This is a genomic window from Bacillus sp. F56, from assembly GCF_001748205.1.
Lineage (GTDB): Bacteria > Bacillota > Bacilli > Bacillales > Bacillaceae > Bacillus > Bacillus stercoris.
This window is the reverse complement of the sequence record NZ_BDFC01000005.1, coordinates 319,419-341,297: the sequence shown is the minus strand read 5'-3', so window position 1 is coordinate 341,297 and position 21,879 is coordinate 319,419. Positions and strand designations below refer to the sequence as shown.

The 21,879-nt window shown below is 45.4% G+C and carries 25 protein-coding genes; 19 read left to right on the top strand and 6 right to left on the bottom strand.

Features of this window, described 5'->3' with window-relative positions:
* The first annotated feature begins 30 nt into the window (after window positions 1-30).
* From BFW96_RS06335 to BFW96_RS06295, 9 genes are all read left to right on the top strand, one after another.
* Window positions 31-1,410 (top strand): MFS transporter, encoded by a 1,380-nt coding sequence (locus BFW96_RS06335; RefSeq protein WP_069838951.1) that lies wholly within the window; start codon window positions 31-33, stop codon window positions 1,408-1,410.
* A gap of 105 nt (window positions 1,411-1,515) precedes the next feature.
* The gene (gene allD, locus BFW96_RS06330) at window positions 1,516-2,529 is read left to right on the top strand and encodes an ureidoglycolate dehydrogenase (protein WP_069838950.1); all 1,014 of its coding nucleotides are present in this window, start codon (window positions 1,516-1,518) and stop codon (window positions 2,527-2,529) included.
* 5 nt (window positions 2,530-2,534) lie between these two features.
* Window positions 2,535-3,554, top strand: coding sequence for a zinc-binding alcohol dehydrogenase family protein (locus tag BFW96_RS06325; RefSeq protein ID WP_069838949.1), 1,020 nt, complete (start codon window positions 2,535-2,537; stop codon window positions 3,552-3,554).
* A 24-nt stretch (window positions 3,555-3,578) separates the two neighbouring features.
* Window positions 3,579-4,658, top strand: a complete 1,080-nt coding sequence (gene uxuA / locus BFW96_RS06320; protein WP_069838948.1) for a mannonate dehydratase — start codon at window positions 3,579-3,581, stop codon at window positions 4,656-4,658.
* Window positions 4,655-5,491, top strand: a complete 837-nt coding sequence (locus BFW96_RS06315; RefSeq protein ID WP_069838947.1) for an SDR family oxidoreductase — start codon at window positions 4,655-4,657, stop codon at window positions 5,489-5,491. The genes uxuA and BFW96_RS06315 overlap by 4 nt, the downstream gene beginning before the upstream one ends.
* 47 nt (window positions 5,492-5,538) lie before the next feature.
* Window positions 5,539-6,807 carry an MFS transporter gene (locus BFW96_RS06310; protein ID WP_069838946.1) on the top strand — a complete coding sequence of 423 codons (1,269 nt, stop codon included), beginning with the start codon at window positions 5,539-5,541 and terminating at the stop codon, window positions 6,805-6,807.
* Window positions 6,808-6,894: 87 nt separating this feature from the next.
* Window positions 6,895-7,896 carry a LacI family DNA-binding transcriptional regulator gene (locus BFW96_RS06305; protein ID WP_069838945.1) on the top strand — a complete coding sequence of 334 codons (1,002 nt, stop codon included), beginning with the start codon at window positions 6,895-6,897 and terminating at the stop codon, window positions 7,894-7,896.
* Between the two features lie 76 nt (window positions 7,897-7,972).
* Window positions 7,973-9,415 (top strand): tagaturonate reductase, encoded by a 1,443-nt coding sequence (locus BFW96_RS06300; protein WP_069838944.1) that lies wholly within the window; start codon window positions 7,973-7,975, stop codon window positions 9,413-9,415.
* Window positions 9,412-10,905: a UxaA family hydrolase gene (locus BFW96_RS06295; RefSeq protein ID WP_069838943.1), complete on the top strand. Its 1,494-nt coding sequence runs from the start codon at window positions 9,412-9,414 to the stop codon at window positions 10,903-10,905. The genes BFW96_RS06300 and BFW96_RS06295 overlap by 4 nt, the downstream gene beginning before the upstream one ends.
* A gap of 38 nt (window positions 10,906-10,943) precedes the next feature.
* Here the strand turns inward: BFW96_RS06295 and BFW96_RS06290 are convergent, their stop codons facing one another.
* Window positions 10,944-11,708, bottom strand: coding sequence for a sulfite exporter TauE/SafE family protein (locus BFW96_RS06290; RefSeq protein ID WP_014663623.1), 765 nt, complete (start codon window positions 11,706-11,708; stop codon window positions 10,944-10,946).
* Window positions 11,709-11,930: 222 nt separating this feature from the next.
* The gene (locus BFW96_RS06285; protein WP_014663624.1) at window positions 11,931-12,395 is read right to left on the bottom strand and encodes a DinB family protein; all 465 of its coding nucleotides are present in this window, start codon (window positions 12,393-12,395) and stop codon (window positions 11,931-11,933) included.
* A 148-nt stretch (window positions 12,396-12,543) separates the two neighbouring features.
* Between BFW96_RS06285 and yjoB the strand changes: the two genes are divergently transcribed.
* The 3 genes from yjoB (at window position 12,544) to phrA (ending at window position 15,220) form a co-directional block, all read left to right on the top strand.
* Window positions 12,544-13,815, top strand: coding sequence for an ATPase YjoB (gene yjoB / locus BFW96_RS06280; RefSeq protein WP_069838942.1), 1,272 nt, complete (start codon window positions 12,544-12,546; stop codon window positions 13,813-13,815).
* A gap of 144 nt (window positions 13,816-13,959) precedes the next feature.
* Complete coding sequence (gene rapA / locus BFW96_RS06275; protein WP_080487980.1) at window positions 13,960-15,096, top strand: response regulator aspartate phosphatase RapA; 1,137 nt, start codon at window positions 13,960-13,962, stop codon at window positions 15,094-15,096.
* Window positions 15,086-15,220 (top strand): phosphatase RapA inhibitor PhrA, encoded by a 135-nt coding sequence (gene phrA, locus BFW96_RS06270; protein ID WP_014663627.1) that lies wholly within the window; start codon window positions 15,086-15,088, stop codon window positions 15,218-15,220. The genes rapA and phrA overlap by 11 nt, the downstream gene beginning before the upstream one ends.
* Before the next feature lie 30 nt (window positions 15,221-15,250).
* Here the strand turns inward: phrA and BFW96_RS06265 are convergent, their stop codons facing one another.
* A complete protein-coding gene (locus tag BFW96_RS06265; RefSeq protein WP_069838940.1) occupies window positions 15,251-15,505 on the bottom strand; it encodes a YciI family protein in 255 nt (84 codons plus the stop codon).
* 121 nt (window positions 15,506-15,626) lie between these two features.
* On the opposite strand from BFW96_RS06265, the gene BFW96_RS06260 reads away from it, so the two are divergent.
* On the top strand, window positions 15,627-16,580 hold the full coding sequence (locus tag BFW96_RS06260; protein ID WP_069838939.1) for an N-acetylmuramoyl-L-alanine amidase: 954 nt from the start codon (window positions 15,627-15,629) through the stop codon (window positions 16,578-16,580).
* A gap of 37 nt (window positions 16,581-16,617) precedes the next feature.
* Here the strand turns inward: BFW96_RS06260 and BFW96_RS06255 are convergent, their stop codons facing one another.
* On the bottom strand, window positions 16,618-16,995 hold the full coding sequence (locus tag BFW96_RS06255; protein ID WP_014479546.1) for a PH domain-containing protein: 378 nt from the start codon (window positions 16,993-16,995) through the stop codon (window positions 16,618-16,620).
* A gap of 104 nt (window positions 16,996-17,099) precedes the next feature.
* On the opposite strand from BFW96_RS06255, the gene BFW96_RS06250 reads away from it, so the two are divergent.
* Both BFW96_RS06250 and BFW96_RS06245 read left to right on the top strand, forming a co-directional pair.
* On the top strand, window positions 17,100-17,702 hold the full coding sequence (locus BFW96_RS06250) for a poly-gamma-glutamate hydrolase family protein (RefSeq protein ID WP_014663630.1): 603 nt from the start codon (window positions 17,100-17,102) through the stop codon (window positions 17,700-17,702).
* A 76-nt stretch (window positions 17,703-17,778) separates the two neighbouring features.
* Window positions 17,779-18,615 carry a manganese catalase gene (locus BFW96_RS06245; protein ID WP_069838938.1) on the top strand — a complete coding sequence of 279 codons (837 nt, stop codon included), beginning with the start codon at window positions 17,779-17,781 and terminating at the stop codon, window positions 18,613-18,615.
* A gap of 43 nt (window positions 18,616-18,658) precedes the next feature.
* Here the strand turns inward: BFW96_RS06245 and BFW96_RS06240 are convergent, their stop codons facing one another.
* Together BFW96_RS06240 and xre are read right to left on the bottom strand one after the other, a co-directional pair.
* Complete coding sequence (locus BFW96_RS06240) at window positions 18,659-19,255, bottom strand: ImmA/IrrE family metallo-endopeptidase (RefSeq protein ID WP_069838937.1); 597 nt, start codon at window positions 19,253-19,255, stop codon at window positions 18,659-18,661.
* A gap of 161 nt (window positions 19,256-19,416) precedes the next feature.
* Window positions 19,417-19,758 carry an HTH-type transcriptional regulator Xre gene (gene xre / locus BFW96_RS06235; RefSeq protein ID WP_003232719.1) on the bottom strand — a complete coding sequence of 114 codons (342 nt, stop codon included), beginning with the start codon at window positions 19,756-19,758 and terminating at the stop codon, window positions 19,417-19,419.
* A 178-nt stretch (window positions 19,759-19,936) separates the two neighbouring features.
* Here xre and BFW96_RS06230 point away from each other — a divergent pair, with 178 nt between their 5' ends.
* Genes BFW96_RS06230 through BFW96_RS06215 form a run of 4 tightly spaced genes read left to right on the top strand, consistent with a single transcriptional unit; the run spans window position 19,937 to window position 21,806 of the window.
* Entirely contained in the window at window positions 19,937-20,116 is a 180-nt protein-coding gene (locus tag BFW96_RS06230) for a hypothetical protein (RefSeq protein WP_003232712.1), read from the top strand.
* Window positions 20,103-20,939, top strand: a complete 837-nt coding sequence (locus BFW96_RS06225; RefSeq protein WP_069838936.1) for a phage portal protein — start codon at window positions 20,103-20,105, stop codon at window positions 20,937-20,939. The genes BFW96_RS06230 and BFW96_RS06225 overlap by 14 nt, the downstream gene beginning before the upstream one ends.
* On the top strand, window positions 20,839-21,639 hold the full coding sequence (locus BFW96_RS06220) for an ATP-binding protein (protein ID WP_083252812.1): 801 nt from the start codon (window positions 20,839-20,841) through the stop codon (window positions 21,637-21,639). The genes BFW96_RS06225 and BFW96_RS06220 overlap by 101 nt, the downstream gene beginning before the upstream one ends.
* Window positions 21,639-21,806, top strand: a complete 168-nt coding sequence (locus BFW96_RS06215; protein WP_069838935.1) for a hypothetical protein — start codon at window positions 21,639-21,641, stop codon at window positions 21,804-21,806. Before BFW96_RS06220 ends, BFW96_RS06215 begins: the two co-directional genes overlap by 1 nt.
* Window positions 21,807-21,879 lie beyond the last annotated feature (73 nt).

Sequence of the window (21,879 nt, the reverse complement as noted above, 5' to 3'; positions counted from 1 at the left end):
CCGAAAATTCTTAAGACACAGAGGTGGAACATGCGAACTGAACTGGCAAATAAGGTTGTGTCGGTCGAAACGGAAAAAAGGCTTTCGTTTAAGGAAAAAATCTCCTATGGTTTTGGTGATTTTGGCAACGGTTTTATGTTTGATCTCGGCCAGATTTATTTATTGAAGTATTTCACTGATGTAGCGGGAATTCCGGCTGCGATGGCCGGCGGCATTTTTTTAGTCAGCAAGCTGTTTGCGGCGATAACAGATCCAATTGTCGGCTCATCAATCGATTATCGAAAAAACATCGGCAAACGGGGGAAATTCAGGCCTTATTTATTAATCGGCAGCATCGTGCTCGCGGTGCTTACTGTTCTTATTTTTCTGTCTCCAAATGTATCAACGACCGGAAAACTGATTTATGCCTATGCATCCTATATGATTTGGGGCATCGGCTATTCGTTTGTGAATATTCCCTACGGCTCATTAGGAGCAGCAATGACTCAAAATTCTGAGGACCGAACCTCCATTTCGACGTTCCGCCAAATCGGATCACTTGGCGCCTTGTTTATCACAAGTGTGGCCGTAATGCCGCTTCTCGTCAAATTTGATAATCCGAAGGTCGGCTACCCCGTGGTCATGGGCTTGTTCGCGTTACTCGGTGTGCTTTGGTTTTATATTTGCTACCGCAATTGCAAAGAGCGCGTTGTCATATCGGAAGCTCCTAAAGAAAAATTAACATTCTCATCTGTCGTCAAAACATTTATTACAAATAAACCGCTGTTAACCCTTGTCCTAATGACGATTTTTTCAATCTCCGCATACAACATCAAATCCGCCATGCTCGTCTATTTCGCACAATATAACCTGGGCAATGTTGAATTAATGGCTTATATGAACTTCATCATTATTGGTTCTTCCTTTTTGGGCGTCGTATTCCTTCCAAAGCTCGTCAAGATGTTTGGAAAGAAACGAACGGCAATGATTGGATTTGCCATCAGTGTGGCCGCGGATCTGGTCAACTTTATGCTTCCATCTAACGTTTATGTGTTTACCATTCTCGCCAGTATCGCCTTTATCGGAATCAGTATCCCAAACGGCATCACGTGGGCTCTTGTCTCCGATATTATCGACTATGGCGAATGGAAATCCGGTGAACGGAAAGAAGCAACGACATATTCACTTTTCAATTTTTCCAGAAAGCTAGCTCAGTCTTTGTCTGGGTTTCTTTCGGGGATCGGTTTGGGGATAATCGGCTACGTGCCGAATGCAGTTCAGACAGCACAGGCACTGATCGGCATCAAAGCGCTTTTGCTTCTGTATCCGGCCATTGCTTTGGCATTGGCGATGATGATTATTGGTTTTCTTTATAAACTCACAGACCAGCAGCATGCTCAGATTGTTCAGGATCTTCATCAAAAGAGCTGACGGTGTAATATAAAGAATATTTGAAATAATCGGTAAATAAAATGTGTTTGTAGGGGTTTTCACTAATGGGTGCCCGGAAGCACTGAAAAGGAAGGAGGCACTTAATTGAAAACGATAACAATTGCAGCTGAAGAAGCAAAGGGACTCGTTCAGCAAAAGTTGGCTGGTGCCCGTTTGAATGAACGAGATGCTGAAAAAGTAGCAGATGTCCTCGTGCACGCTGATTTGCGCAATGTACATTCGCATGGCGTGCTGCGCACAGAACACTATGTGAACAGGCTTTTAGCGGGAGGGATCAACCCTGAGGCACAGCCTGTTTTTAAAGAAACGGGGCCTGTGACCGGAGTGCTGGATGGTGATGACGGATTCGGCCATGTGATTTGTGATATGGCAATGGACCATGCAATTGTCATGGCCAAGAAAAATGGTGTCGGCATGGTCACAGCCGTCAACAGCAGCCATTGCGGAGCGCTAAGCTATTTTGTGCAAAAAGCGGCTGACGAAAAACTGATCGGATTGGCAATGGTGCATACGGACAGTATCGTTGTCCCGTTTGGAGGGAGGGCTCCTTTTTTAGGGACAAATCCGATTGCTTACGGTGTTCCGGCTAAGCATAAAAAACCGTTTATCCTCGATATGGCGACGTCCAAAGTGGCTTTCGGGAAGATTCTGCAGGCCCGTGAAGAGGACAAGGAAATTCCTGAAGGATGGGGAGTCGATGAAAACGGAGAAGCAGTAACGGATCCTGACAAGGTTGTTTCACTTTCAACATTCGGAGGCCCGAAAGGCTATGGATTATCGATTGTGGTGGATGTGTTTTCCGGATTGCTTGCTGGCGCGGCTTTTGGCCCTCATATTGCGAAAATGTACAGCGGCCTTGATCAAAAAAGAAAGCTGGGGCATTACGTTTGCGCGATCAATCCCTCCTTTTTTACCGACCGGGATACGTTTTTAGAGCAGATGGATGCCATGCTTCATGAACTGCAGCAGTCTCCTCCAGCTGCTGTAGTCGAGAGAGTGTTTGTGCCTGGTGAGATCGAGCAGCTGCATGAAGAAAGAAATAAGGAACACGGAATATCAATTGCTCGGAGTGTGTATGAATTCTTAAAAAGCAGGTGAGAAAAATGAAAGCGGTTCAAGTGCGAAAACCGTATGATCTGGTGACAGAGGAGATAAAGAAGCCGGTTCTTTCAAAGGGTGATGAAGTGCTCGTAAAAGTTAAGCGAGTCGGGATTTGCGGATCAGACATGCATATTTATCATGGGACGAATCCGCTGGCTACCCTCCCGAGAGTCATCGGACACGAGGTAACGGGACAAGTGGAGGCAGTTGGGGCGAATGTACAGAGCCTAAAAGTCGGTTACCATGTGGTAATTGAGCCGATTTCTTATTGCGGAACTTGCTATGCCTGCCGCAAAGGGCGGCCGAATGTTTGTGCCAAGCTCTCTGTGTTTGGCGTACATGAAGACGGGGGCATGCGGGAATATATTGTGCTTCCGGAAAGGCAGCTTTACGCGGTTTCAAAGGACTTGCCTTGGGAGGAAGCGGTCATGGCCGAGCCTTATACGATAGGGGCCCAGGCAGTGTGGAGAGGCCAGGTGGAAAAAGGTGATACCGTTCTGATCCAAGGAGCGGGGCCCATTGGGATCTGTGTGTTAAAAATGGCAAAGCTGGCGGGTGCTGCTGTCATGATGACTGACTTGAACAACGAGCGGCTGGCGTTTGCAAAAGAAAACGGCGCCGATGCTGTTGTAAATGTCCAAGCAGAACATGTTGCCGAGCGGGTCCGTGAATGGACTGGGCATGAGGGAGCAAATGTGGTCATTGATGCAGTTTGCCTGCCGGAGACTTTTGCGCTTTCCGTTGAGGCCGTTTCACCTGCGGGACGTGTGGTTGTGCTTGGATTTGATGAAAGAGCGGCACAGATTTCTCAGCTGCCGATTACAAAAAAAGAAGTCACAATAACCGGGTCGAGATTGCAGACCAATCAGTTTCCCAAGGTGGTAGAGCTTTTGAATAAAGGCCGGTTAGCGCATAACGGGCTTGTGACCCATACATTTTCAGTGGATGATGTCCATCACGCATTTCAGTTTATTAAGGAGCATCCAGATCAGGTACGGAAAGCCGTCATCGCGTTTGATTAATCGACTGAATCCGGAGGTGAAAGCATGAATATGACATTTCGATGGTATGGCCGAGGCAACGATACAGTCACACTTGAACACGTGAAGCAAATTCCCGGTGTCAAAGGCATCGTTTGGGCTCTTCATCAAAAGCCTGTCGGCGACGTGTGGGAAAAAGAAGAAATCAGAGCCGAGACCGAATATATTCAATCCTATGGTTTTCATGCTGAAGTTGTAGAGAGCGTGAATGTTCACGAAGCGATTAAACTCGGGAACGAAGAACGCGGCCGGTATATTGAAAACTACAAACAAACGATCCGCAACCTTGCCGGATTTGGCGTGAAAGTGATCTGCTATAATTTTATGCCGGTTTTTGATTGGACACGCACGGACATGTTCCGGCCGCTGGAAGATGGATCAACCGCTCTGTTTTTTGAAAAGGCCAAGGTGGAAAGCCTTGAGCCCCAAGAGCTGATTCGGACGGTGGAGCAAGCATCTGACATGACACTGCCGGGGTGGGAGCCCGAAAAATTGGCTCGGATCAAAGAGCTTTTTTCGGCCTACAGAACGATCGATGAAGAACAGCTATGGGACAATTTATCATTCTTTTTGCAGGAAATTCTTCCTGTTGCAGAAAGTCACGGTGTTCAAATGGCCATTCATCCGGATGACCCGCCATGGCCGATTTTTGGACTGCCGCGCATTATCACGGGGGAGGCAAGCTATAAGAAACTGCGGGCGATATCAGATTCACCGTCTAATTGCATCACCCTTTGTACAGGTTCAATGGGAGCCAATCCCGCTAACGACATGGTGGAGATCGCTAAGACATATGCCGGCATCGCTCCGTTTTCACATATTCGCAATGTGAAAATTTATGAGAATGGCGATTTTATTGAAACATCGCATGTAACAAAGGATGGTTCGATCAACATTCAAGGTGTGATGGAAGAACTGCACAAGCAGGATTACGAAGGATATGTCAGACCGGATCATGGTCGCCATCTTTGGGGCGAACAATGCCGACCGGGATATGGCTTATACGATCGTGCCCTTGGCATCATGTATTTGAACGGACTGTGGGACGCCTATGAAGCAATGGTGAAAAAAGAGGTGGACATATGATCCCGCTGCATGAGAACCTTGCTGGTAAAACAGTTGTCATCACTGGCGGCAGCGGCGTGCTTTGCTCTGTGATGGCCAGGGAGCTAGCCCGTCATGGCATGAAGGTGGCGATATTGAATCGGACGGCTGAAAAAGGCCAGGCGGTCGTGAAGGAGATAACGGCGGCGGGCGGCACAGCGTGCTCTGTTGCAGCGGATGTGCTGGACAGGGAGTCACTGGAGCGGGCAAAGAAAGACATCCTTAGTCGATTCGGCGCTGTTGATCTGTTAATTAACGGGGCTGGCGGCAATCATCCTGACGCGATAACCGATGTGGAGACATATGAAGAAGCGGGAGAAGGCCAATCCTTTTTTGATATGGATGAGGGAGGCTTTTCAACTGTTTTCTCCACTAACTTCACCGGTGCGTTTCTGGCCTCGCAAGTGTTTGGAAAAGAGCTGCTGAAGGCGGATTCACCGGCGATTATCAACCTTTCTTCCATGAGTGCTTATTCACCTATGACGAAGGTTCCGGCATACAGTGCTGCCAAGGCGTCTATCAATAACTTTACGATGTGGATGGCCGTTCATTTTGCCGAAACCGGGCTGCGGGTCAATGCGATTGCCCCGGGCTTTTTTCTGACAAAACAAAATCATGATCTGCTGATTAACCAAGACGGAACGTTCACCAGCCGATCTCACAAAATTATCGCGGGAACACCGATGAAGCGCTTCGGAAAACCGGAGGATTTGCTCGGCACGCTTCTTTGGCTGGCGGATGAATCCTATTCGGGTTTTGTCACCGGAATCACCGTTCCTGTCGATGGAGGATTTATGGCTTATTCAGGTGTGTAACGAAAGCGGCGCAACAGAAACTGAGCCAACATAGGGGTGAGGTTGAGATGTTTTCAAAAGATAAGCTTCCCATTATCCTTTTTTTGTTCCTGGCAGGGGTGATTAATTACCTGGATCGCTCGGCGCTTTCCATTGCAGCTCCTTTTATTCAGGATGATCTCACATTGTCAGCCACGCAAATGGGTTTGATTTTCAGCAGTTTTTCGATTGGTTATGCCATTTTTAACTTTCTTGGGGGCGTGGCATCCGACCGCTACGGGGCAAAACTGACCCTATTTGTCGCGATGGTCGTTTGGTCGCTGTTTAGCGGAGCAGTCGCCCTCGCTTTTGGTTTTGTCAGCCTGCTGATTATCCGTATCCTCTTTGGAATGGGAGAAGGCCCGCTGTCTGCGACCATCAACAAGATGGTGAATAACTGGTTCCCGCCGACCCAGCGGGCGTCCGTTATCGGTGTAACCAACAGCGGCACCCCGCTCGGAGGAGCCATTTCCGGTCCGATTGTCGGCATGATTGCAGTGGCGTTCAGCTGGAAGCTATCCTTCGTTCTCATTATGATCATTGGTTTGATATGGGCAGTGCTCTGGTTCAAGTTTGTCAAAGAAAAGCCGTCAGAGAGGGTGAAGGAAGCACAGGTAATCAAAGCAGAAACGTCTCCTAGAGAAAAAATTCCGCTCACCTTTTATCTGAAGCAAAAAACGGTCCTGTTCACGGCGTTCGCTTTTTTCGCTTACAACTACATCCTCTTCTTCTTTTTGACGTGGTTTCCAAGCTATCTTGTCGAAGAGCGGGGCTTAAGTGTTGAATCGATGAGTGTTATCACGGTCATACCGTGGGTTTTAGGCTTTATCGGGCTTGCTGCAGGAGGATTTGTTTCTGACTATGTGTACAAAAAAACAGCCCGAAAAGGCGTGCTGTTCTCACGCAAGGTTGTGCTTGTCACGTGTTTGTTTTCATCAGCTGTCCTAATTGGTTTTGCCGGGCTGGTGGGAACGACTGCGGGCGCTGTCACACTGGTCGCTTTGTCAGTATTTTTTCTATATTTAACAGGTGCTATCTATTGGGCTGTGATTCAAGATGTGGTTGATCAAAACAATGTCGGTTCTGTTGGCGGCTTCATGCATTTCCTCGCCAACACAGCAGGAATTATCGGCCCGGCTTTAACCGGCTTTATTGTTGACCAAACGGGCACGTTTTCTGGAGCGTTTTTGCTTGCCGGAGGGTTAGCTGTCTTCGCGTCACTTGCTGTAATTCGTTTTGTCCGTCCGATCATCGGCAAACCAACAGGAACAGAAGCTGAGAATCCGGTGTCTTATTAATCTGGAAATATAGTGGGAGAGGCGGTATGTTTGATGATACAATATACAGTAAATAATCGCAGCCGGTATGATAAGGAAGGGAATTAGATGGTAACCATAAAAGATATCGCAAAACTCGCTAACGTATCCCACACAACCGTTTCCAGAGCACTCAACAATAGCCCTTACATCAAAGAGCATACGAAGAAAAAAATAGTAGAGCTCGCAGAGAAGCTCAACTATACACCAAATGTAAATGCGAAAAGCCTGGCGATGCAAAAGTCACATACGATCGGGCTTTTCTTTACAAGCATCACAAACGGAACCTCACACAGCTTCTTTGCAGACACAATCAAAGGCGTCAATCAAGCCATAAGTGAGGATTACAATCTCTATGTGCGCGGCATTGATGATCTGAAAAACTATGACTCCGTTACACCGATGAGGTATGACGGCATCATTTTAATGAGCCAAAGTGATATTGATAATTCTTTCATTTACCATATACGAGAAAAAAACATTCCGCTTGTCGTGCTGAATCGTGATATTGATGACCGCACCATCACGAATATTTTATCCAATGACAAGGAGGGCTCCCAGGAAGCTGTAGAATACTTTATTAAGAACGGACATCAAAACATCGCTATCATCGAGGGGATGGAAGGCTTTAAATCCTCCCAGCAGCGAAAGGAAGGCTACTTATCCGCACTGATTCAACATCATATTCCAATCAAGCATGAATACAGTGTCAAAGGACAGTACGATATGGAAAGCGGCTTTCAAGCGATGGAGCGGCTGCTGGCGCTGCCGAATCTTCCAACCGCTGTCTTTTGTTCGAATGATGACATGGCAATCGGAGCGATGAATGCGATATTCGCAAAGGGCCTGCGCGTACCTGATGATATTTCGGTAATCGGGTTTGATGATATTGGGTTTTCACAATACATCACGCCAAGGCTTTCAACAGTAAAGCGCCCAGTGGAGAAAATCAGCGTGCTCGGCGCGCAAAAACTATTGTCGCTGATCAGCGAGCCGGAAACAAAAGCGGAGAAAATCTTGGAAAACACAGAATTCATCGTGCGTGATTCAGTCAGACGATTGACAACGTGATGCCCCGTTTTTCAGCGGGCATTCTTTACACAGAAAAATGTTAACGTGTGCATAAAAGGAGAGGGAGGCAATAAGGATGCAGAAGCTGAATAAACATGTGTACGATCACTATACTCAGTATCCAGAAAAAATTCTCCAATTCGGAGAAGGAAACTTTCTTCGGGGATTTGTCGATTGGCAGATTGATCAATTGAATCAACACACTGATTTTAATGGGAGCGTGGCAGTTGTCCAGCCAAGAGGCTCAGAAAAAATCAAACGATTAAATCAGCAAGATGGGCTATATACGCTCTTTTTACAGGGAATGAAAGACGGAGAATCGGTAAACGAGCATATGATTATCAACTCAATCAGCCGAGGAATTGACCTGTTTTCTGATTATGAGGCATACAAAGAATTGGCATCAAGCGAAGAGCTGCGGTTTATCATCTCCAACACGACGGAGGCCGGGATCGTATGTGATGAAAAAGATCGTTTAGAGGATAGGCCGCCAAAAACATTCCCTGGGAAATTAACTGCATTTCTCTACTTCCGCTATCAGGCTTTTAAAGGAGATCAGACAAAAGGGTGTGTCCTAATCCCATGTGAGCTGATCGAGAAGAACGGCGAAAAGCTGAAGGAAACGGTTCTTCATTATGCACATCAGTGGAAGCTGGAGAAAGGATTTACACAGTGGATTCATGAGGCCAATACATTTTGTAATAGTTTAGTAGACCGGATTGTCCCGGGTTTTCCGATCGACAGCATTGATGAGATCACGGCAGAACTGGGCTATCAAGATGAACTGATAGTTGTGGGAGAGCAGTATTATTTATGGGTTATCGAGGGGCCGGATTGGATTGGAAAAGAAATTCCCTTTGCGGCTGCAGGGCTCAGTACAAAAATCGTCAGCGACCTCATCCCGTATCGGACAAAAAAAGTAAGAATTTTAAATGGCGCTCACACAGCAATGACGCCAGTGGCATTGTTGTACGGCTTAAAAACTGTTCGGGATGCTGTCGAGCATCCGGAAGTGGGGCGGTTTATTAGAGAGCTGATCAATGATGAAATTCTTCCTGTTTTAAAACTGGAAGGTCTTTCTCAGTATGCTGCCGATGTGCTGAACCGTTTTAAAAACCCGTATATGAAGCATTATCTGGAAAGCATTGCATTGAATTCTGTTTCCAAATTCAAAACGAGAAACCTGCCGACTCTTAAGGAATATGCTGAACAAAAGAGACAGCTCCCTGAACGCTTGGTGTTTTCTTTCAGCGCTCTTCTGTATTTTTATCAGGGATACGAGTCATTGCAGGATGATCCGGCAGTTCTTCAATTTTTCAAAGAGGTTTGGAGCCAGGAGGATGGAGACATGCTTCGGATTGCATCAAGAGTGTTAGGCGAACAGCGGCTGTGGGAGGCAGATCTCAACGAGATACCGAGGCTGACTGAGAGAGTCGCTGATTACTTGAATCATATTCATGAGCTGGGCATGCAGCGGGCTCTTGAACAATACTGCATACAAAGGGGAGAGGTAGGTTGAAGTCGTTTATAAAGATTCATAAGCAAGATAATGTCCTTCTTGCTTTACGGGATATCCAAAAGGGAGAGCGGCTGCATGCGGACGGCGTGTCGATTGAAGTAAAGGATGATATAAAAAGAGGCCACAAGATTGCATTGCAGTCTATTAAAGAAAACGACAGCATCATTAAATACGGGTTTCCAATTGGGCATGCATCACAAGATATTTCGATTGGAGAGCATATTCATGTCCATAATACGAAAACAAACCTGTCAGATATCCAATCATACAGCTATACACCGAGATTTGATGAAAATCCGTATTCTAATGAGAACCGGACGTTTAAAGGTTTTAGAAGAGAAAACGGTGATGCGGGTGTACGCAATGAATTGTGGATTGTGCCAACTGTCGGCTGCGTCAATGGAATTGCAGAAAAAATGCTGCAGCGTTTTGTCAGAGAAACGGGAGATATCGCTCCATTTGATAACGTACTCGTGCTGAAACATCAATACGGATGCTCGCAGCTTGGCGATGATCACGAAAATACGAAGCAAATCCTGCTGAACGCCATTCGCCATCCAAATGCCGGCGGTGTCTTGGTGCTAGGGCTAGGGTGTGAAAACAATGAACTGGCAAAAATGAAGGAAGCACTCCAGGATGTAAATCTGAATCGAGTGAAATTCCTCGAATCCCAGTCGGTGACCGACGAAATGGAGGCAGGCGTTGCTTTGCTAAAGGAAATACATGAAGCGGCCAAAGGGGATACGAGAGAAGACATTCCGCTGTCCGAACTGAAGATCGGACTGAAGTGCGGAGGTTCGGATGGTTTTTCCGGCATAACCGCAAACCCGCTGCTTGGCCGTTTTTCAGATTATCTCATTGCACAGGGAGGGAGCACGGTGCTGACGGAAGTTCCGGAAATGTTCGGTGCAGAAACCATCCTGATGCAGCGGGCTGCCAATGAAGAAGTGTTTCATAAGATAGTCCAATTAATCAATGATTTTAAACAATATTTTATCAAACATGATCAGCCGGTGTATGAAAATCCTTCACCGGGCAACAAAGCGGGCGGCATTTCTACACTTGAGGATAAATCGCTGGGCTGTACGCAAAAAGCGGGGATTTCTCCTGTCACGGATGTCCTGAAATACGGGGAAGTACTCAAGACAAAAGGGCTGACGCTTTTGAGCGCGCCGGGCAATGATTTAATCGCTTCCTCCGCATTGGCGGCGGCCGGCTGCCAAATTGTCCTCTTTACAACGGGGAGAGGCACGCCGTTTGGCACCTTTGTCCCGACCGTGAAGGTAGCAACAAACACCGAGCTGTATGAGGCGAAGCCGCATTGGATTGATTTTAACGCAGGCCTTTTAGCGGAGGATGATGTTCATGAGGAGTATGTGCTGCGGGAGTTTATCCACTATATGATTGAGGTGACAAGCGGCCAGCTTGTGAACCATGAAAAAAATGATTTCAGAGAGCTCGCCATTTTCAAATCGGGTGTAACGCTATAATAAGAGAAGGCTATCCTTCAAGCGGATAGCCTTCTTCATTAAATCAATTTTAAACCGCTGACTAAAATAATGGACGCCATAATAAATTGCAGCGGACGCGGGGAGAATCGAGGCGAAAGATGGCTTCCGATCAGCACGCCAGGAATTGAACCAATGAGCAGATTAGCTGCCAGCATGTAATCCACGCTTCCGAAGCTTGCGTTCAAAATGCCTGCTGCCGTAACGAGAAGAAAAGCATGCGCGATATCGGTTCCGACAATCTGAGACGCTTTCATGTTAAATAAGTAAATCATGGCGATTGCAAATAATGAGCCGGAACCGATTGATGTTAAGCCGACGATAAACCCAAACACAACACCAATAAGAATCGTCAGCGCCCGCTTATTTTCAAGCGGCATCAGCTGCCAGCGATTGGGACGAAGCTTTCTATCCAAAAACAAACGAACGATGATTGAGATGGCAACCAGCGTTAACACATATCCTAGAGCGTGCTTAATAATTTCTTCCTGATGCTGGTGGAAGGCGGGGAACAAATGCAAGATGCCAATGGCTAGCGAGGCACTCGGAATACTGCCGATGGCTAAGTATTTTACCAATTGAAAGTTAATCGTTTTCTGCCGCCAATGGGAGGCAACGCCAAACAGCTTTGTGATCGAGTTATATACAAGATCCGTACCGACCGCGATGGAAGGGTTAATTCCAAGCACAATTAAAAGGGGAGTCAATAAGGCGGCTCCGCCCACACCCGTCAATCCGACTAAGGCTCCGACAAACAAACCCATCAATATGATGCTTACACTCATGATAAAGGCCTCCTGAAAACCCGACTATTTTTATCAGATTATATATGATTAGGTCACGTTAATCAATTAAATTTTTTGAATTTTTGCACGTTAGCTGTTTGAAATTTTGGTATGCTCCATATCTTTATTCATTTGCCCTATGATGAGTGTCTGGTCGAAACCGGGAAGTGAGGCGGAAGCACAAAAAAAGATACCTTTTAACAGGTATCTTTTTTTCGTACGCTACATGCGCTGCTGATAGAAAGGAAGCTCTGTGTGGCCCATTTCCCGCACATAAACGAACAGGTTGCCTTTATGGTGAATTTCATGTTCCATTGCAAGCTGAAGCAGCGCGCGGCCTGTGACTTTTCTGCCGAAAGCGGATGTCAGATCAATTTCTCTGTCCAGCTGTTCTTCAGTCAGCTGTTCAAGGATAGCGACCGTTTTGTCCGTATATGTTTTTGCCAGAACATTGAGATCAGTTTCTGTTTCTTCCTGCTTGTTTTGAAAAGGTGAAGCATTGCCTTCTTTAATGACATTTGCGAACAAGTGGAACGACGTAAGAATGTGTTTGACCAATTCTTCCGCTGACATTGATGTTTCTGCCGGTTTGTAGCTGTAATGGTCTTGGCTGATTTTTTCAGCAAGCTCATTCGTCACGTTTCGATGGGATAAAAAATGGCTGACAATTTGATTGGATTGGCTCATTATGATCTCCTCCATATGTAAAAATAAATGGTGCAATGAAATCCTATATCAACGGTTACGAATTCACAAGTAATATGCTGTGGGATGAAACAAAATGCTATGTCAATCGTATATATAACGTTCACAAAATATGAAATGGAGTATAAACATGACAACCATACCTTTCATTTATCAGTACGAAGAAAAAGAGAATGAAAGAGCTGCAGCGGGCTACGGCACTTTCGGTTACCTTATCACACGGATTGAAGAAACGCTTTATGATCAATACGGCGTATTCTATGAGCTCTATGCCAGTGATGACCCGAACACGGAATACTGGGAGCTTCTTGTAGAAGATGTCCGCAGCGGTTCATTGAAGCCTGAGCATGTGGCATATATATTTGAAAAGCTTGAAAAGAAAACCTTTGCTTACGATGAAGATGAAAAAGAACCGGATTATACCGTCCATAAGTCTATAAGAAACAGTGTATACGCGTATCCTGAAAAGGGAGTTGCTTTTGCCAGAATTCCTTATTTTCAAGATGGGAGCATCATGAGTTTCGATTGTCTGTTTGCGGTTAACGATGAAAAGATGCGTGCATTTCTGGAGGGAGTCAGACCGCGTCTCTGGGAAAAAAGCAAGCGGAAAGTGACCGTTTTTACGGATGGAGATGGAGGGACTTCTAGAGAGCAGGAAGCCATTGTCAGAGAGGTTCAGCGGAGTCAGGTAATCATGAATCCGCTATTGAAAAAAGAGATATACAGATCAATTGATCAGTTTTTTCATAGTGATAAATCGTTTTATCAAACGTATGACATCCCTTATAAGCGCGGCATTCTGTTATATGGACCTCCTGGAAACGGAAAGACGACATTAGTGAAGTCGATCGCAGGCAGTATCGATGCACCTGTTGCCTATTGGCAAATTACTGAATTTACGTCGAGCGAGACAATAGAAGAAGTCTTTCAGGCAGCGAGACGCCTCGCTCCTGCAGTTCTCGTCATCGAGGATATAGATTCGATGCCGGAAGATGTGCGATCCTTTTTTCTCAATACGTTGGACGGCGCGACATCAAAAGAGGGGCTATTTCTCATCGGCACGACAAACTATCCCGAAGAGATCGATCCAGGTTTGATGAATCGTGCAGGACGATTTGACCGTGCCTATGAAATCGGGCTTCCGGATGAAGAGCTGCGGCTGGAATATATGAAAATGAGAGGCTTTGACATCTTTTTGAGTGAAGAAGAAATAAAAAACGCCGCAAAGCTTACAGAAGGCTTTTCCTTTGCACAGCTGGGAGAATTATATGTATCTTCAGCGCTTCAATGGCACCAAGAAGGGAATCATCATATTGAAACCATGGTGAAAGACATGACAGGAGAGCAAAGAAAAAGCCGGCAGGGAAGCTGGATGGAAAGAAACAAAGTCGGTTTTCACTAAAAGAAAGCACGGGTTTTTGAAAAACCCGCGCTTTTTTGTTGCGGTTAGCCGAAATTCGACAATTGCGGTTATTTTGCGTTCTTCTTTTTCTTGTAAATATGATAAAATATGACATATCTCGGGTAATTCAAAAGGGGGGATTAATTGAGGATGAAGCAGACGATTCCGTCCTCTTATGTCGGGCTTAAAATTAATGAATGGTATACTCATATCCGGCAGTTCCACGTCGCTGAAGCCGAACGGGTCAAGCTCGAAGTAGAAAGAGAAATTGAGGATATGGAAGAAGACCAAGATTTGCTGCTGTATTATTCTTTAATGGAGTTCAGGCATCGTGTCATGCTGGATTACATTAAGCCTTTTGGAGAGGACACGTCGCAGCTGGAGTTTTCAGAATTATTAGAAGACATCGAAGGGAATCAGTACAAGCTGACAGGGCTTCTCGAATATTACTTTAATTTTTTTCGAGGAATGTATGAATTTAAGCAGAAGATGTTTGTCAGTGCCATGATGTATTATAAACGGGCAGAAAAGAATCTTGCCCTCGTCTCGGATGATATTGAGAAAGCCGAGTTTGCTTTTAAAATGGCTGAGATTTTTTATAATTTAAAACAAACCTATGTTTCGATGAGCTACGCCGTTCAGGCATTAGAAACATACCAAATGTATGAAACGTACACCGTCCGCAGAATCCAATGTGAATTCGTTATTGCAGGTAATTATGATGATATGCAGTATCCAGAAAGAGCATTGCCCCACTTAGAACTGGCTTTAGATCTTGCAAAGAAAGAAGGCAATCCCCGCCTGATCAGTTCCGCCCTATATAATCTCGGAAACTGCTATGAGAAAATGGGTGAACTGCAAAAGGCAGCCGAATACTTTGAGAAATCTGTTTCTATTTGCAAGTCGGAAAAGTTCGATAATCTTCCGCATTCTATCTACTCTTTAACACAAGTTCTGTATAAACAAAAAAATGACGCCGAAGCGCAAAAAAAGTATCATGAAGGATTGGAAATCGCCCGTCAATACAATGATGAATTATTTGTGGAGCTTTTTCAATTTTTACATGCGTTATACGGAAAAAACATTGACACAGAATCAGTCTCACATACCTTTCAATTTCTTGAAGAACATATGCTGTATCCTTATATTGAAGAGCTGGCGCATGATGCTGCCCAATTCTATATAGAAAACGGACAGCCCGAAAAAGCACTGTCATTTTACGAGAAAATGGTGCACGCACAAAAACAAATCCAGAGAGGAGATTGTTTATATGAAATCTAAATGGATGTCAGGTTTGTTGCTCGTTGCGGTCGGGTTCAGTTTTACTCAGGTGATGGTTCATGCAGATGACACAGCAAACACAGAGGGGAAAACATTTCATATTGCGGCACGCAATCAAACATGATGCATAAAAAAAGACCCTTAGGGGTCTTTTTTATTTCAGCTTCCATTCTTTTATCGTCAGCTCAGAAGATCCGCTTGCCACCAGCGGATCTGCATGCCCGATTTCCGCTGCCTCTTCCAGCGAATCTGCTTCGATGACATATGCTCCGCCTGTGGCGTCTTTGAATGGCCCAAACATTTTTAAGCGCTTTTCTGACTGTAAGCGGTCCAGAAATTCATAGTGCCCAGCCACATGCTTCTGATTAAATTTCTCCGTTCTCATTGTGAGCATTAAGTATGTATGCATATTCAGCCCTCCCATTGAAATTTAGTTTAACACATTTAACCATATAGCAGTGATAGATGATATGAGCTTTTCGTCCTACGAATGCCACCTATTTATGAAAAAAGAAAAGGAGAGATGATAGGTGAGCATTCCAGTAAAGAAAAATTTGGTTTCTGAGGCGAAATACGCATTGAAGTGTCCGAATGCAATGTCCGCTGAATACATTACCATCCACAACACGGCAAACGATGCATCAGCAGCCAATGAAATCAGCTATATGATCGGGAACACAAGCTCGACAAGCTTTCACTTTGCGGTCGATGATAAAGAGGTCATTCAAGGTCTGCCGCTTGACCGAAACGCCTGGCACACAGGTGACGGCACAAACGGTCCGGGGAACCGCAAATCAATTGGCGTTGAGATTTGCTACAGCAAATCGGGAGGTCCAAAGTATGAGGCAGCTGAAGCCTTAGCGATTTCATTTGTCGCACAGCTTTTGAAGGAGCGCGGCTGGGGAATCGATCGGGTGAGAAAGCATCAAGACTGGAACGGAAAGTACTGCCCGCACCGCATTTTATCAGAGGGGCGCTGGGACCAAGTGAAGGCGGCAATTGAAAAGGAATTAAATGGGAGCGTATCAGCGAAAAAGGCAGCAGTCACTTCTTCGGCGTCTGAATATCATGTAAAAAAAGGCGATACACTGTCAGGGATTGCCGCATCCCACGGAGTCAGTGTAAAAACGCTGCAAAGCATCAATCATATCACTGACCCAAATTACATTAAAGTCGGACAAGTGATCAAACTGCCTCAGACGGCATCTGCTTCTAAAAGCCATGCCGCATCCTCATATCCGCTCCCATCCGGGGTGATGAAAGTGACAAGCCCGCTGACGAAAGGAACAAAAGTGAAGCAGGTGCAGGACGCTTTAGCCGCCCTTTATTTTTATCCTGATAAAGGAGCGAAAAATCACGGCGTTGACGGCGTCTATGGCCCGAAAACAGCTAATGCAGTCAAACGTTTTCAGTCTGTCAGCGGTTTAACGGCTGATGGGATTTACGGTCCGAAGACGAAAGCGAAGCTAGAGGAAAAGCTGTAATGAAATGACGGAAGCTTCACAGCTTCCGTCACTCATCTTACATACAAACAGCGGCAAGCACCTTTTGAATATCATAAATGCTTTCATCTTTTTTAAACTGCTTTGAGACGGCGGGAAGTTCCGCGCCAGAGATCCAAATTTTCAGCTCTGAATCAAGATCAAAGCGGCCGGCAGTTTCCACGCTGAATCTGGAAATGCTTTTGTACGGAATTGATTGAAATTCCGTTTTCTTGCCTGTGATTCCCTGCTTATCTACAAGAATAAGCCGCTTGTCAGTAAAGACAATCAAATCGCGAACCAGCTTAAACGCGGCTTCAACCTTCTCACCCTCTAGTAAAATATGAGCAAGCTCTTCTTTCACAGCAGCCGTTGACAGTGTTGACGCATTGCCTAGTAAACCATCAATAAATCCCATCATATACCTCCTGTCTGTATTCTATCAAATCATACTATAAAAAGGTTTTCATTCATAGAAGAGTAGAGTAAACTGATGCTGACTGGAAAAGGAGGGCGTTCAAAATGAAAGATCGGTATGACAGCTTTGCGGCCCTTTCTGCTTCTGAATCGGAGTACCGGATTATTTATGAAGAAAAAAACGGAAGTGAACTTATCGTCCTCGGTCCCCACGGCGGCAGAATTGAGCCTGGTGTCAGTGAACTGGTGCGGGCATTTTCCGATCGATGTTCCATTTACTTGTTTGAAGGTGTAAAACAGCGAAACAATCGTTCTTTGCATCTCACTAGCATTCGTTTTGATGAGCCGTTGGCTTTAGAAAAAGTGAATGCCCACGATTACGCATTAGCGTTTCACGGGTATTATGATCCAAACATCCCAAAAACATTGGTTGGCGGGACGGATCGCAAAAAAGCCAAGCTCATTTGTGAGCGTCTGAATGAAGCGGGTTTCAGCGCCGAACTCACTAGTGAGAAAGATCGGCTGGCAGGTGTACATCCAAACAATATTGTCAATCGGACGAAGAGAGAAATGGGGCTCCAATTGGAGGTGAGCACTGCACAAAGAAACGTGCTGTTCTGCAATTTTGGTTGCCGTGATAAAAGCTACATACAAAACGATTTGTTTGATCGATATGTGGAAGCCGTCAAACTTGGCTTTTATAAATAAAACCAGACGGGACCTGCACGGTCGGCCCATTCCTTCATACGCTGGGGGTGTGCGAAAGTGTAGGGAGGAATGATTCATGTTTTATCATATAAAAGAGCTTCAATATCAAGCAAAGCCAGCTCATCCCGATCCGGTTTATGCGAAAAAGCTTCAAGAGGTGCTGGGCGGCCAATACGGTGAGATCAGTGTTATGATGCAATATTTGTTTCAGGGTTTTAACTGCCGTGCAGATGCGAAATATAAAGATTTGCTTTATGATGTCGGTACAGAAGAGATCGGGCATGTGGAAATGCTTGCGACGATGATCTCCAGGCTTTTGGACAATGCACCGGCTGATGTGCAGGAAAATGCTTATAAAAGTGATCCTACTGTGGCAGCGGTGTTGTCCGGAATGAACCCGCAGCATGCGATTGTCGCAGGTTTAGGCGCGATGGCGGCTGACAGCGAAGGATATCCATGGAATGCCAAATATATTATTTCAAGCGGAAATTTGCTCGCAGATTTTCGCGCCAACTTAAATGCGGAATCCCAAGGGCGCCTTCAGGTGACACGTCTTTATGCCATGACCGATGATCCAGGGGTAAGAGATATGCTGTCATTTTTGATTGCAAGGGATACTTATCATCAAAATATGTGGTATGCGGCCATTAAAGAGCTGGAGGAAAGAGAACGGGATATTGTCGTCCCGACGACGTTTCCGCGTGAGCTCGAAAAGCAGGAAGTCTCCTATGATCTGTTTAACTTTTCCAGGGGGGATGAAAGCTCACAAGGAAGATGGGCACATGGGGAAGCCTTTGATGGCCGGGGTGAATTCAGGTATATCCCGGCTCCGATTGCGTTCGCATCTGCGCCTCATCTTAAACCGGCGCCAATGTGGCTGCAGAATACCATTCCACCGATGTCAAAATATTAATATCTCTGCCGGGCTGAGGATAAATGTCCCCAGCCCTTTTGGATCAGATGTTTTTGCCGACATGATAGAACGCTTTTTCCTCTGCGACTTGCAAGTGCTGCTGATCGCTTTCCTCGTACGCATTTGGCCGCTTGTGAGCTAATAAATAAGCGAGCCGCTTCTGAAATTGAATACCTGCTTTACGCCGTTCAAACATGTCAAGCCTTTTTTCAGCAAATTCCTTTGTTACCCGGAATACCGCCGAAATTGTGGCGAGTGCCTGGCTTCTCCATTGCGGCAGTTCCATCTGCAACAGCATAAAGGTTGGCACACAGAAGTGGTACATAAATTGATTCGCCTGAAATTCCTGTAGTTCTCTGAAAAGCTTGTTCATCTGAAAATGATTGCCTGCATGCTTTAACACGTGGCACAGCTCATGGCCAAAATCCTCCCATTGCTCTTCCCGTGACTTTTTTTGGTTCAATACGATACTGTACATGCCGTCGTATTTCACCATCATGCTCCCCATATCCTCAAAATGCACCCAAATATCCAGGTCCTTTGCGATTTTCAGCATGTCAATGTGATGAGGGGATGTGATACCCAGACGGGTGTACAAATTTTTAACGTATTCCTCCAGATGTGATAAGTAATCGCCCAATTGAATACTCCCTTTCGAACGTGTGTTCTGTTTTTAGCGAGAAAGAAAAGCCCGTATAGGACTGGAAAGTGGTGTAGAAATTTTTCCCTTTTCTTTAAAAAATAAACACTTTTTCTTTATATCGGTCTACTTTTTATATGTTTTAGAGAACAGAGAACGATTTATTTATTTTTCGGTTTGCGGTTTTTCTCTTTTTCTTTTAAATAGTTGATAAATTCGATGGCCTGCTGTTTGCTTTCTGGGGAAAAATCCTGCATATCACGGTACGCAAGCTGCAGGTCCGGATCTGAGAACATATCGTCGTCGGATTTTTTGTCTTTACCCGTTAATAAGTAATCAGTCGTTACTTGAAAGTAATCAGCCAGCTTTTGGAGTGTGTCGTAATCAGGTTCGCTTCGCCCGTTTTCGTAATGGGAATATCGTGCCCGTGACACACCGATGTGTGATGCGATTTCTTCCTGTGTCCTTTTCCCTCTGAGACTTTTCAATCTGCCGCCTATCATACTATGACCTCTCTTTTTTAAACTCCCTAAGTTACTTATAATTATAGATACAATATGTATCAAAATAAAGTTATGATAAAAAAAGTATCAAAAATAACTTGATGATACAGATTGTATCGTTTATACTTGGTAACAGTTGATACGAAATGTATCAAAAACAAATCAGGAGAGTGATCACATGTATCCAATCCAAATTGTTTTTAGTGAAAATCCCATAGATCAGCGCCATCTCGGACAATCCGGCGGCACCATTTCGTTTACGGCATGCGGCCTTCCGGTGTTCCACTTTGAAACGCAAGAGCAGTTTCAAGCATACATGATGTTAAAAGGAGAAGCGGCGTACAATGAAAAACGATAAAAGCTATCCTTTTCCGATGTATTCAGGACTATTGAATTCAGAACATTATGACAAAATTGGACCGGCACTATGGCTGTTTCTCTGGTTTATCAGCTCAACAACAAAAGAAATCGAAAAAGACGGCGTAAGCTGGGGCATCGTACTCGGCCATAAGCCATTAAAAGCGAGAGAAATGGCGGCAGTCTTCGGTGTAAGTGAAAAAACCGTCAGAAGGTGGCTAGAGCTTCTCGAAACCCATGAGTACATAAAGGCAGTCCGTGCGCCATACGGACTGGTGATTTCGGTCAAGCATTCCAAAAAATTCACCTTCAGATCGGACAAAATGGTGCACCGGAGTATAAAAGAACGGCCATTTTCGCCGCAGACACCGGACACAAGCGACCGCACAGATAAAGATAAAACAAACAAATATACTGCTGCTGATGAGGCAGTGGATCACATTGCGAAGCGGTTTACACAATTACGGTCGGCTCAAGAAGGACGCACCGTGTATCCTTCCTCAAGAGATTATCAAGCCATCGCCCGCATTGTTGCTATCGGCGTTCCTGTCACGCAAACAATCAAATGGCTTGAGGAATGCTTTCAAGCTTTTGAAAATCGGCGGACTTCCGCTTCAGAAACAATCAAGGCCTTTGGCTACTGCTCGAAATTCATTGAAGACCGATTTAACGCGCAGCAAGCCAAAAAGAATGTTGCAATTCAGCATGAGAGGATGAAAAAACATGACAAAACGAACAATCGAACAGATTTTAGACGAGCTGAGAAGAGGGAGACGTCCATTACTGGCGGACAAACCGGCCGAATTAGACGCAGGCCGGTATGATTGCCTGCGCTGCAAGGATCAGGGAGGTTATCTCGTCAGGCAGAATGGCCTGGAAGTCTGGACGATGTGCAGCTGCATGGCAGAACGGAAAGTGAAGCGGCTGCTGGGGGCAAGTGAGATTACTCACGCTTTCAGACAGCTGGGCTTCAAGGAATTCCGCACGGAGGGAAAGCCGCAGGCCATAAAAGACGCGTTTGAATGTACTAAAGAGTATGTGGCGGATTATGGACAAATTAAGGATTGCCGGAAAAACAGCATTGCCCTTCTAGGACAGCCCGGTTCAGGGAAAACGCACCTATTGACCGCCGCTGCCAATGAATTAATGAGAACTTGCTATGTGCCTGTCATTTATTTTCCGTTTGTGGAGGGCTTTACCGATCTGAAAAATGACTTTGACCTATTAGAAGCAAAGCTGAACCGGATGAAGCAAGCGGATGTGCTGTTCATAGATGATCTGTTTAAACCGGTTAACGGCAAACCCCGCGCTACAGATTGGCAATTAGAGCAAATGTATTCGGTACTCAACTACCGCTACTTAAATCATAAACCGATTTTGCTTTCGAGCGAGCTGACAATTGAAGCACTTGTACGGATCGATGAAGCGCTCGGCACGAGAATCTACGAAATGTGCAGTGACTATTTAGTGATTATCAAAGGGGCAGCCTACGAGCTGAACCATAGATTGGAGGGCGTCAGATAATGTGCAAGCTTTGTCAGACAAAGAAAGTCATTGTGGAGCATACAGGGATTGGAGTCGTTTTTCATCCATGTCCGAACTGCCGGTCCGGCACTGATTTAACGCCTGTCATTCAAAAGCTGGAGCAAATGCTGACAGCGGGAAAATCGAGGCTGAATGTCCGTGATTAAACAGCTGACTGCCCTGATCGCTTTGCTGTTTCGGGCAAAGCGAACAGAAAAAAACATTGAACAATGGTATAAG

Bases quoted from the DNA above. Each gene is read 5' to 3' on its own strand.
- BFW96_RS06335 (WP_069838951.1), top strand. From the start codon at position 31: ATGCGAACTGAACTGGCAAATAAGGTTGTGTCGGTCGAAACGGAAAAA.
- BFW96_RS06325 (WP_069838949.1), top strand. From the start codon at position 2,535: ATGAAAGCGGTTCAAGTGCGAAAACCGTATGATCTGGTGACAGAGGAG.
- uxuA (WP_069838948.1), top strand. From the start codon at position 3,579: ATGAATATGACATTTCGATGGTATGGCCGAGGCAACGATACAGTCACA.
- BFW96_RS06315 (WP_069838947.1), top strand. From the start codon at position 4,655: ATGATCCCGCTGCATGAGAACCTTGCTGGTAAAACAGTTGTCATCACT.
- BFW96_RS06310 (WP_069838946.1), top strand. From the start codon at position 5,539: ATGTTTTCAAAAGATAAGCTTCCCATTATCCTTTTTTTGTTCCTGGCA.
- BFW96_RS06305 (WP_069838945.1), top strand. From the start codon at position 6,895: ATGGTAACCATAAAAGATATCGCAAAACTCGCTAACGTATCCCACACA.
- BFW96_RS06300 (WP_069838944.1), top strand. From the start codon at position 7,973: ATGCAGAAGCTGAATAAACATGTGTACGATCACTATACTCAGTATCCA.
- BFW96_RS06290 (WP_014663623.1), bottom strand. From the start codon at position 11,708: ATGAGTGTAAGCATCATATTGATGGGTTTGTTTGTCGGAGCCTTAGTC.
- BFW96_RS06285 (WP_014663624.1), bottom strand. From the start codon at position 12,395: ATGAGCCAATCCAATCAAATTGTCAGCCATTTTTTATCCCATCGAAAC.
- yjoB (WP_069838942.1), top strand. From the start codon at position 12,544: ATGACAACCATACCTTTCATTTATCAGTACGAAGAAAAAGAGAATGAA.
- phrA (WP_014663627.1), top strand. From the start codon at position 15,086: ATGAAATCTAAATGGATGTCAGGTTTGTTGCTCGTTGCGGTCGGGTTC.
- BFW96_RS06265 (WP_069838940.1), bottom strand. From the start codon at position 15,505: ATGCATACATACTTAATGCTCACAATGAGAACGGAGAAATTTAATCAG.
- BFW96_RS06255 (WP_014479546.1), bottom strand. From the start codon at position 16,995: ATGGGATTTATTGATGGTTTACTAGGCAATGCGTCAACACTGTCAACG.
- BFW96_RS06250 (WP_014663630.1), top strand. From the start codon at position 17,100: ATGAAAGATCGGTATGACAGCTTTGCGGCCCTTTCTGCTTCTGAATCG.
- BFW96_RS06245 (WP_069838938.1), top strand. From the start codon at position 17,779: ATGTTTTATCATATAAAAGAGCTTCAATATCAAGCAAAGCCAGCTCAT.
- xre (WP_003232719.1), bottom strand. From the start codon at position 19,758: ATGATAGGCGGCAGATTGAAAAGTCTCAGAGGGAAAAGGACACAGGAA.
- BFW96_RS06230 (WP_003232712.1), top strand. From the start codon at position 19,937: ATGTATCCAATCCAAATTGTTTTTAGTGAAAATCCCATAGATCAGCGC.
- BFW96_RS06225 (WP_069838936.1), top strand. From the start codon at position 20,103: ATGAAAAACGATAAAAGCTATCCTTTTCCGATGTATTCAGGACTATTG.
- BFW96_RS06220 (WP_083252812.1), top strand. From the start codon at position 20,839: ATGACAAAACGAACAATCGAACAGATTTTAGACGAGCTGAGAAGAGGG.
- BFW96_RS06215 (WP_069838935.1), top strand. From the start codon at position 21,639: ATGTGCAAGCTTTGTCAGACAAAGAAAGTCATTGTGGAGCATACAGGG.